Source organism: Thauera linaloolentis 47Lol = DSM 12138, assembly GCF_000310205.1.
In the GTDB taxonomy this organism is placed as follows: domain Bacteria; phylum Pseudomonadota; class Gammaproteobacteria; order Burkholderiales; family Rhodocyclaceae; genus Thauera; species Thauera linaloolentis.
Genome location: NZ_AMXE01000022.1, coordinates 38,427 through 47,953, shown reverse-complemented (window position 1 = coordinate 47,953; position 9,527 = coordinate 38,427). Strand labels below are relative to the sequence as shown.

The following is a 9,527-nucleotide window of genomic DNA, read 5'->3' as shown; positions in this document are numbered from 1 at the left end:
GCCGGACAGCTGGCGCGGCCAGTGCCCGGCGCGATTGCCCAGGCCGAGGCGCTCGAGCAGTGCCCGCGCCCGCGCCGCCCGCTCGGGCGCGGGCACACCGGCGTGGACGGCGGGCAGTTGCACGTTGTGCGCGGCATCGAGGGTGGGGATCAGGTGATAGCCCTGGAAGACGAAGCCGAAGGCTTCCCGGCGCAGCGCCGCCAGTTCGTCGGCGCCGAGGGCGGCGACATCGCGGCCGGCGAATCGGTAGCGTCCCGCGCTGGGCCGGTCCAGGCAGCCCAGGAGGTGCATCAGCGTCGATTTGCCCGAGCCCGAGGCGCCGACGATGGCGACGAATTCGCCGGCCCGGATCGACAGCGAAATCCCCTGCAGCACCTCCACCGCCGGCTCGCCTTCCCCGCCGCCGTAGGATTTGCGCAGCTCGCTCAGCTCGATCAGCGCCCCGCTCACCAGCGCAGCCTCCGCGCCCCGCTCACCCGGGTGATGCCGGTCACCAGCAACTCCCCCTCGGCCAGGCCCTCGAGCACCTCCCCGTGCAGCCGGTCGCGCACGCCGAGGCGTACCGTCCGCGTCTGGACCCCGCCCGCGGTCCGCACCCGCACCGTGAACCGTTCCGGCGCCCCCTCCACTGCTTCGAGCAGGCCCAGCGGCACCGCCAGCACGTCGTCGGCCGCCGCCGCGACGAAGAACACCCGCGCGCTCATCTGCGGCAGCAGGGCGCCGTCGGCGTTGTCCACGTCGAACAGCGCCGTGTAGCTGACGACTCGGCTGGCGTTGGCCGGGGCGTCCTCGCCCTCGGCACGGCCCGCCGGCGCCGGCAGCACCTGCGCCAGCGTCCCCGCCCAGCGCCGCGGCCGGCCCGCGCCATCGACCAGGCCCAGGGTGGAGAACCAGGCCGGCATGCCCGGGCGCAGCTTGCCGACGTCGGCTTCCGAGACTTCGGTCCGCACCGTCATCGCCGACAGGTCGGCGATGCGCAGCACCTTCGGTGTCTGGTAGGTGGCGTTGAGCGTCTGCCCTTCGCGCGCGTCCAGCGTCACCACGGTGCCGGCCATCGGCGCGTAGAGGCGGGTGTAGCCCAGCAGTGCTTCGTTGCCCTGCAGGGTCGAGCGGGCGCCGTCGATCCGCGCCTTCAGGCTCAGCAGCCGTGCCGCGGCCATGCGCAGTTCGGCCTGGGCCGTTTCCACGTCCTCCTGGCGGGTGGAGTCCTGTGCGATCAGGCGCAGCTGGCGCTGCGCCTGGAGCCGGGCCAGGTCGTGCTGGGCCTGCTGCTCGGCCAGCTGGGCGCGCAGGCTGTCCAGCGCGGCGCGGTCGGCCTGCACCGTGGCCTGCTGCACCGAAGGGTCGATCTCGAGCAGCAGGTCGCCCTGCGCGACCACGTCGCCGGCCTGCACGGCGATGCGCCGGATCTGGCCCGAGACCTGGGCGCCGACATCGACGTAGCGCTGTGGCTGGAGCACGCCCAGCGCGCCCACGGCGTGCTCGATGCGGCCGCGGCGCAGCGGTTCGGTCTCGATCACGTCCTCGGTGCGCCAGAAGAACCCCCACAGGGTGACGGCCAGCACGGCCAGGGCTAGGGCGGCAAGCAGCCACCGGCGATAGCGGTGAATCATGAGCACTCCGTCAGGCGAGCGGGGCGGGCTGCGCCAGAAGGTAAATGACAGGAATCGACAGGCATGGCAGCTAGCTCGGGCCGGGCCACAAGCGGCCGCCGGTGTTTCCGCGGGCGCTCTGCAACGGCGAGCGTCATAGCCCCTCCCGGCCTTTCTTCCGCGCGCGGGGAAAGGCCGGGGAGGACACTGCGGTCAGCGGGTCAGAACTGGTATTTCAACGAAGCCGACAGGTTGCGTTCCGGACCATACATGTGCAGATGGACACGGGTGCGGTATTCCTTGTCGAAGACGTTGTTGAGGTTCACGTTCAGGCTCAGCCGGTCGTCGAAGCGGTAACTCGCCATCAGATTGGCCACGGCATAGGATTCTTGCGTGTAGATGTCGCGCAAGCGGCCCTGGGCAGTGCTGCGATATACCTTGCTTTGCCAATTGATGCCGCCGCCCAGCGTCAGCCTGGGCAGATTCTGGGGGGTGTAAGCGGTGAACAGCTTGAACAGATGCTCGGGTAGCGTATCGGTGTTCATACGTTGATCCTTGCCATCGCGCAGGACGAAGCGCGTATAGCCACCCTGCAACTGCCAGCCCGGCGCGGGTTCGCCAGAGACCTCCAATTCCCAACCACGGCCTTTGGTGCCGTCCTCGGCACGGGCGACCACATCACCGGTAACCGGGTTGGTGGTGCCCCAATCATAGACGGCCAGATTGTCCTTGCGCGTTTCGAAAGCGGCGATGCTGGCATTCAGGCGACCGCCAAACCACTCGCCTTTGAGGCCGATCTCGCGGTTCTTGCCTTCTTCCGGATCGAGCAGGCTGCCCTTGACGTCTCTTGCGCTTTGCGGCTGGAAGATTTCGGTATAGCTGGCGTAGGCAGAAATCCGATCGCTCAGGTCGTAAATCACACCGGCGTAGGGAACGAATACGCCGCTGAATTTGCGATGCTCGTCGCGGTTTTTATCTTCATAGTCCCAATCGCTCCAGCGTCCGCCGATGATGGCCGAAAGACGCTCCGTCGCATGGAACCGAGTTGCCAGATAAAAACCGGATTGCTTGGTTTCACTCGGTTTTCGCCTCGTCGTTGGCGTATCGTGCCAGTCGGGTTCCGGATAGACAGCAACACCATCGATAATCGGCAGACCGGCAAAAACCCATGGCGATTCGGCCACCTGCTTTTGTTTGGTTTGATGCTCGCTGGAAGAACCGTTGAAGCCGGCAACCAACTCATGCTGCCTGCCAAACAGGTCGTAACGACCATTCAGCGTTGCGCTGAAGCTTTCCGTCTTGCCTTCGTAGCCAAAATAGTTGATCCACCCGTCAGGAGCGGGAAAGATATTGCTCTGGTTGAAACTTCCATACGCTTCCAGTGTTTTGTGCCAATCGTCAATGTCATCGTGGCGGTAATTCAGCTGGACACGCCAGTCATCATTGAAGGCATGCTCCAGCGACAAGGCTACGGTGTTGCGCTCGCTGTCCCAGCTTGCCCATGCGGGTAATTTGTTGCTATGGCGATCGAAAAGGGTCAGCGAGCCATCACTGTAGACCACGGGTAGGGCATTGCCATAGTTCCCACTTGCACCCTTGGTGGATTCCTGTACGCGTTCCAGAGTCAGGCTCAAGAGCGTCCGCCCACCTAGATCGGCTTCAAATATTCCATAGGCCACGTTCTTGTCGCCGCGATAGTTGTCGATCCAGGACTTTCCTTCGCTGTACGCGCCGACAAAGCGGCCGCGCAGGGTGCCGGCAGCATTCAGGGAGCCGCCCACATCGCCGACGGCCCGATACTGATCCCAACGGCCCGCGCTGCCTTCGACCGAGGCCTGGAACGCGCGCGTGGGGCGCTTGCGGATCAGGCTGACACTGCCGGAAGGGTCGCCAGCGCCGGTTAGCAGACCGGCCGCGCCGCGCACGACGGCGACCGAATCGTAAACCGCGCTGTCCATCGAGCCGAAACCCATGTTGGATTGCGTGCCAAAGCTTTGAAAGGTCGTCGAAACGCCATCGACCTGGAAGTTCGAGACCTGATAGCCCCGGATATAGGTGCCGTTGGCCATGCCGGTCTGGACGGTTGAGACGCCCACTGTCTGCTGCATGATGTCGTCCATCGAAGCCAGATTCTGGTCCTCGATGCGCTGGCGGGTGATGACCGAAACCGACTGCGGCGTCTCGCGCAGTTTCAGATTCATCCCGGTCGCCGCGCTGGTGCTGCCGGTGGTGTAGGCGCCGGTGCCTTCGGTGAGGCTGCCGAGGCCGGCACGGTCGGTGACGGTGACCGGGGCGAGCGTGGTTTCGCCGCGCTTGTCCACCGGCACCGGCCGCAGGCCGTAGCTGCCGTCGTCCTGCCGGAAAGCTTGCAGCCCACTGCCGGCGAGCAGCGCGGCGAAGCCACCTTGCACCGTGTAGCTGCCTTTCAGACCTGGGCTGCGCTTGCCTTGCGTTGCGGTGCCCTGAGCAGTCAGCAGTACGCCACTTTCTTCTGCAAACCGGTTCAGCGCGCCGGCCAGTGGTCCGGCAGGGATGTCGTAGGCTTTGGCCGGGACTACGGTTCGCGCCGCGGGTTGCTGCGCCCCGGCTTCCGCAGGCCAGCCTGCGGCGGTAGCCAGACTGCCGGCCAGGGCGAGGTGCAGTGCAAGGGCGAGCGGCCGCAGGGCGGGCCCGGATGCGGCCAGGCTCGCCGATGGAGCGTGCGGAGCGGCGGAAGCGGAGTGGCGGCCGGCTCTGGCTGCCGGCATGGCGCGACGACTGGACATGGGACGGTTTCCCTCAATTGATTGTTTGGTCGGTGAGAGGGCCGTTCAGGGCGTCGCGCTGGCTGCCTGTTGCACGTGGCAAACGGGGGGCGTGGGCTCTGGCTGTCCGGGCCGGCTCGCACGCGCCGTTGGGTGGCTGTCGATGCCTGATCGGCCTGTCTCTCACCTGGTAAATCGGATGAGGGGCAAAAAAGGGAACCCGGTCCCGAGAAATTTTCATGGCGCGGGCAATGGCGCCCATGCCTGGCGAGCACTCGGCCGTCCCCGCAGCGCTTGCCGAATTCCAGTACGAATGCCTATTTCGCTTCGATGCTGATCCACCAGGGCAGGGGGCGCTCGATGCGAATCGGCAGGGTGTTCTCCAGCATGGCGAGTGCGTGATCGATGTCCCCGGCCGGATATACGCCCATGACGCTGAGTTCCGCGACTTCTGGCGCCACGCCGATGTGGCCGGGCTGGTAGCGGGCGAGTTCTTCGATGAGTTGCTGGAGCGGGATGTCGTCGGCCACGACCACGCCGCGATGCCAGGCTTCGCGCGCCCGCTCGGCGGCCTGGAGGGGGGACACGCCGTCGGCGGTGAAGTCCGCCCGCTGTCCGGCTTCGACGCGTTGCAGGGCACCGGCCGCATTGCGGATCTCGACGGCGCTTTCGAACACGTCGAGGCGCGTGCGGTGTTGGTCGTGATTGACGGCGAATCGCGTGCCGAGCGCCTGCATGCGGCCGTAGCGCGTTGCTACGTAGAACGGCCGGCCGCCGGGGTCGCTGGCGGTGTGGACCAGGATTTCACCCGCCGCAAGCCTGAGCAGGCGTACGCCCGCCCGATATTCGACGCTCAGGGCGCTATCGGTGTTGAGCCACACCTGGGTGCCGTCGGCGAGCGTGATCTCGCGTTGTTCGCCGATGCCGGTGCGGTAGTCGGCGCTCCAGGCCATGAGGACTTCCGGCAGGGCGGTATGCCGCCAGCCGAGCCAGCCCGCCAGCCCGAGTCCGAACAGGCCGGCCATGCCACTGAGCATCCGGCGCCGGCTAACCGGTCCGCGCCGGGCCGCCGCGACACCGGCGACGGCGGCATCGGGGTCCGTGCCGTGCAAAGGAGCGAAGCGGCGGCTGACCGCCTCGACGTGCTCCCAGGCGCTGGCGTGTTCGGGCGAGCGTGCCAGCCAATCCCGCCAGGCCTGGCGCTCGGCGCCGGTGACGTCTTCGCTGCACAGCGCGGCATACCAGCTGGCGGCTTCTTCGAGGCTTCTGCGCCCCGGTTTGACGGCTTCGTCGCCGGTGCCGCCGGCCGGTGGCATGGCCCCGTCGGTCGCGGCCATCGTCAGGCTTCGAGCCCGGCTTCGATCAGCGCGCACTGCAGCATGGCTTGGGCAATGTACTTCTTGACCATGCGGTCGGAGACGCCGAGGCGGGCGGCAATTTCGCGATACGGCATGCCGTCGAGCTGCGCCATGACGAAGGCGCTGGCTGCTTTTTGCGGCAGGCGGCCGAGCATGTCGCCGATTTCCAGCAGCGTTTCGACGATGATGCTGCGGTGTTCGGGCGAGGGTTCGAGCGCTTCGGGCCGGCTCGCCAGGGCGTCCAGCCAGGCTTGCTCGACTTCGCGGCGGCGCCACAAGTCGATGCACAGGCCGTTGGCCATGGTGCGCAGGTAGCCGCGCGCTTCTGGCGGGCTATCGAAGCGCTTGGGGGCGGCAAGCAGGCGCAGGAAGACGTCATGCGCCAGGTCGGCCGCATCGGACGCGTTGCCCAGCCGCCTGCGCAGCCATCCTTGCAGCCAGCCGTGGTGGTCGAGATACAGATGCTCGACGGAGGGCGGGGAGGCGTACTCCGAAGTATTCACGGGCAGCTCGGGGGAAAATGTTCGTCTGGATCAAATGGGAATCAATCTCAATTATCCGTGGCGAACGACGCGCTGGCAACTCCGGCGGAAGGCCGCGCGGCGAAGCGGCAGAGCGGGGGCGTGTCAGCCGGCGGCTTCGAACAGCAGCGCCACCGCGACCGCACGGCCTTCGCCCACCAGGATGTTGTAGGTACGGCAGGCCGCCGGCAGGTCCATGAACTCGAAGCCGATGCGTGCCTCGATCAGCGGGCGCAGCAGGGCAGGGGCCGGAAAGCGCTGGCGCCGGCCGGTGCCGATGATGACGATTTCGGGGCGCAGCCCGGCGAGCGCGGCGAGGTCGTTGGCCGTCAGCGCGGCCAGGTCGCCACGGGCGGCGGGCGCCCAGCCGGTGTGGATGCCGTCGGCGGTCACGATCAGGTTGCCGTCATGGCGCACCTTGTTGACCATCACATGGTCGTCGCCGTAGCCGGTGACGACGTTGAGGTTGTCGTTGCTGTCCTGGTAGAGCTTCATCGCGGGTCGTCTTGTGCATGCCGGGAAATTGCCGCAGTGCGGCAGCGCGGCTAAGATAACAATCTTTTGCGGCAAGGGGTAAGCCCCCGGGACACGTCCTTGCCATCCGTTCCCATCCTGCAGGAAAGGCCATCATGAAAGCGGTGAAGACACTCGAACTCGCAACGCTGACCCCGGAACCGACGGCCAAGGCCGAGGCGGGCGCAGCCGCGGCGCGTCCGATCCGCAAGTCGGCCAAGCTCAACAACGTCCTGTACGACGTGCGCGGCCCCATCGTGGACGCCGCCAAGCAGATGGAGGACGAGGGCCAGAAGATCATCAAGCTCAACATCGGCAACATGGCGCCGTTCGGCTTCGATGCGCCCGAGGAAATCCAGCAGGACATGATCCGCAACCTGCCCGATTCCGCGGGCTATTCCGACAGCAAAGGCATCTTCGCCGCGCGCAAGGCGGTGATGCACTACACCCAGCAACTGGGCATCGAGGGCGTGACGCTCGACGACATCTACCTGGGCAACGGCGCCAGCGAACTGATCGTGATGGCGACCAACGCGCTGCTCAACGATGGCGACGAACTGCTGGTGCCGACGCCGGACTACCCGCTGTGGACCGCGTCGGCGAGCCTCGCCGGCGGCACGCCGGTGCATTACCGCTGCGACGAGGACAAGGGCTGGCTGCCCGACCTCGACGACATGCGCGCACGCATCACGCCGCGCACGCGCGGCATCGTGGTCATCAACCCCAACAATCCCACCGGCGTGATCTATCCCGACGACGTGCTGCAAGGCATCGTCCAGATTGCGCGCGAGCACGGCCTGGTGCTGATGGTCGATGAGGTCTACGACAAGGTGCTGTACGACGGCGTCAAGTTCACGTCGATGGCCAGCCTGTCCACCGACGTGCTGACGCTCACCTTCAATTCGCTTTCCAAGGCTTATCGTTCCTGCGGCTACCGCGCGGGCTGGATGGTGATTTCGGGGCCGAAGGACGATGCCAAGGACTACATCGAAGGCCTGAACATGCTGGCCAACCTCAAGCTCGGCTCCAACGTGCCGGGCCAGTGGGCCATCCAGACCGCGCTGGGCGGCTATCAGAGCATCAACGACCTGGTCCGGCCGGGCGGGCGGCTGTGCCGCCAGCGCGACCTGGCCTATGAACTGATCACCGCGATTCCCGGGGTCACCTGCGTCAAGCCGCAGGCGGCGCTGTACATGTTTCCGCGCCTGGACCCGAAGGTCTACCCGATCGAGGACGACCGCCAGTTCTTCATGGAAGTGCTGCGCGCCACGCGCGTGATGCTGGTGCAGGGCTCGGGCTTCAATTACCCGGACAACCATCATTTCCGCATCGTCTTCCTGCCGCACGAGGACGACCTGCGCGAGGCCGTCGGCCGCCTGGCCCGCTTCCTCGAGAACTACCGCAAGCGCCACGGCACCTGATGCCGGGCGGCGCATTGCGCCGGCCATTCATCCGACACACTTCACACACCACGGAACACACTGCATGAAACCGATCAATGTTGGCCTGCTGGGCATCGGTACCGTCGGCGGCGGCACCTTCACCGTTCTGAAGCGCAACGCCGAGGAAATCACCCGCCGCGCCGGCCGTCCGATTTGCATCACCGCCGTGGCCGACAAGAACCTGGAACTCGCACGCAAGGTCACCGGCGGCGAAGCCAGGGTGACCGACGACGCCTTCGCGGTGGTCGCCGACCCCGAGATCGACATCGTCGTCGAGCTGATCGGCGGCTACGGCGTGGCCAAGGAGCTGGTGCTGAAGGCGATCGAGAACGGCAAGCACGTCGTCACCGCCAACAAGGCGCTGCTGGCCGTGCATGGCAACGAGATCTTCGCCGCCGCGCAATCGAGGGGCGTCATGGTGGCCTTCGAGGCCGCGGTGGCCGGCGGCATTCCCATCATCAAGGCGCTGCGCGAAGGCCTCACCGCCAACCGCATCGAATGGCTGGCCGGCATCATCAACGGCACCACCAATTTCATCCTGTCCGAAATGCGCGACAAGGGCCTGCCTTTCGCCGAAGTGCTCAAGGAAGCGCAGGCGCTGGGCTATGCCGAGGCCGACCCGACCTTCGACATCGAGGGCGTGGATGCCGCGCACAAGGCGACCATCATGAGCGCGATCGCCTTCGGCATCCCGATGCAGTTCGACAAGGCCTACGTCGAGGGCATCACCCGGCTGGATTCGGTCGACATCACCTATGCCGAACAGCTCGGCTACCGCATCAAGCTGCTGGGTATCGCCCGCCGCCGCGAGCAGGGCGTGGAGCTGCGCGTGCATCCCACGCTGATTCCCGCCAAGCGCCTGATCGCCAATGTCGAAGGCGCGATGAACGCGGTGCTGGTGCAGGGCGACGCGGTCGGCGCCACGCTGTACTACGGCAAGGGCGCGGGCGCCGAGCCAACCGCCTCGGCCGTCATCGCCGACCTGGTCGACGTCACCCGCCTGCATACCTCCGACCCCGAGCACCGCGTGCCGCATCTGGCCTTCCAGCCGGGCCAGGTGCGCGACGTGCCGGTGCTGCCGATCGAGGACGTCATCACCTCCTACTACCTGCGCATGCGTGTCGAGGACAGGCCTGGCGTGCTGGCCGACATCACGCGCATCCTGGCCGACAGCGGCATCTCGATCGAGGCCCTGATCCAGAAGGAAGCCGCCGAAGGCGAATCGCAGACCGACATCATCATGCTTACGCACCGTACCGTCGAGCGCAATGCCAACGCCGCGATCGCCAAGATCGAGGCCCTCGCGGTAGTCGATGGCAAGGTGACCAAGCTGCGCATGGAAGGCCTGTAAGCACCG

At 66.5% G+C, this 9,527-nt stretch carries 8 protein-coding genes; 2 read left to right on the top strand and 6 right to left on the bottom strand.

Annotation, left to right across the window (positions count from 1 at the left end):
- The 6 genes from C666_RS08205 to C666_RS08180 all read right to left on the bottom strand — a co-directional run.
- Positions 1–450, bottom strand: a 450-nt coding sequence (locus C666_RS08205) for an ABC transporter ATP-binding protein (RefSeq protein WP_004336510.1), incomplete at its 3' end; no start/stop codon positions are given.
- Positions 447–1,613 (bottom strand): efflux RND transporter periplasmic adaptor subunit, encoded by a 1,167-nt coding sequence (locus C666_RS08200; RefSeq protein ID WP_004336509.1) that lies wholly within the window; start codon positions 1,611–1,613, stop codon positions 447–449. The genes C666_RS08200 and C666_RS08205, both read right to left, overlap by 4 nt.
- 200 nt (positions 1,614–1,813) lie before the next feature.
- Positions 1,814–4,357: a TonB-dependent siderophore receptor gene (locus C666_RS08195; RefSeq protein ID WP_245603882.1), complete on the bottom strand. Its 2,544-nt coding sequence runs from the start codon at positions 4,355–4,357 to the stop codon at positions 1,814–1,816.
- A gap of 296 nt (positions 4,358–4,653) precedes the next feature.
- A complete protein-coding gene (locus C666_RS08190) occupies positions 4,654–5,673 on the bottom strand; it encodes a FecR domain-containing protein (protein ID WP_004336506.1) in 1,020 nt (339 codons plus the stop codon).
- Between the two features lie 2 nt (positions 5,674–5,675).
- Positions 5,676–6,197, bottom strand: coding sequence for a sigma-70 family RNA polymerase sigma factor (locus C666_RS08185; RefSeq protein ID WP_004336504.1), 522 nt, complete (start codon positions 6,195–6,197; stop codon positions 5,676–5,678).
- A gap of 123 nt (positions 6,198–6,320) precedes the next feature.
- Positions 6,321–6,710, bottom strand: coding sequence for an Mth938-like domain-containing protein (locus C666_RS08180; RefSeq protein ID WP_004336501.1), 390 nt, complete (start codon positions 6,708–6,710; stop codon positions 6,321–6,323).
- A 134-nt stretch (positions 6,711–6,844) separates the two neighbouring features.
- On the opposite strand from C666_RS08180, the gene C666_RS08175 reads away from it, so the two are divergent.
- Both C666_RS08175 and C666_RS08170 read left to right on the top strand, forming a co-directional pair.
- A complete protein-coding gene (locus C666_RS08175) occupies positions 6,845–8,149 on the top strand; it encodes a pyridoxal phosphate-dependent aminotransferase (protein WP_004336500.1) in 1,305 nt (434 codons plus the stop codon).
- 64 nt (positions 8,150–8,213) lie between these two features.
- Positions 8,214–9,521, top strand: a complete 1,308-nt coding sequence (locus tag C666_RS08170; RefSeq protein WP_004336497.1) for a homoserine dehydrogenase — start codon at positions 8,214–8,216, stop codon at positions 9,519–9,521.
- The last annotated feature ends 6 nt before the right edge of the window (positions 9,522–9,527 follow it).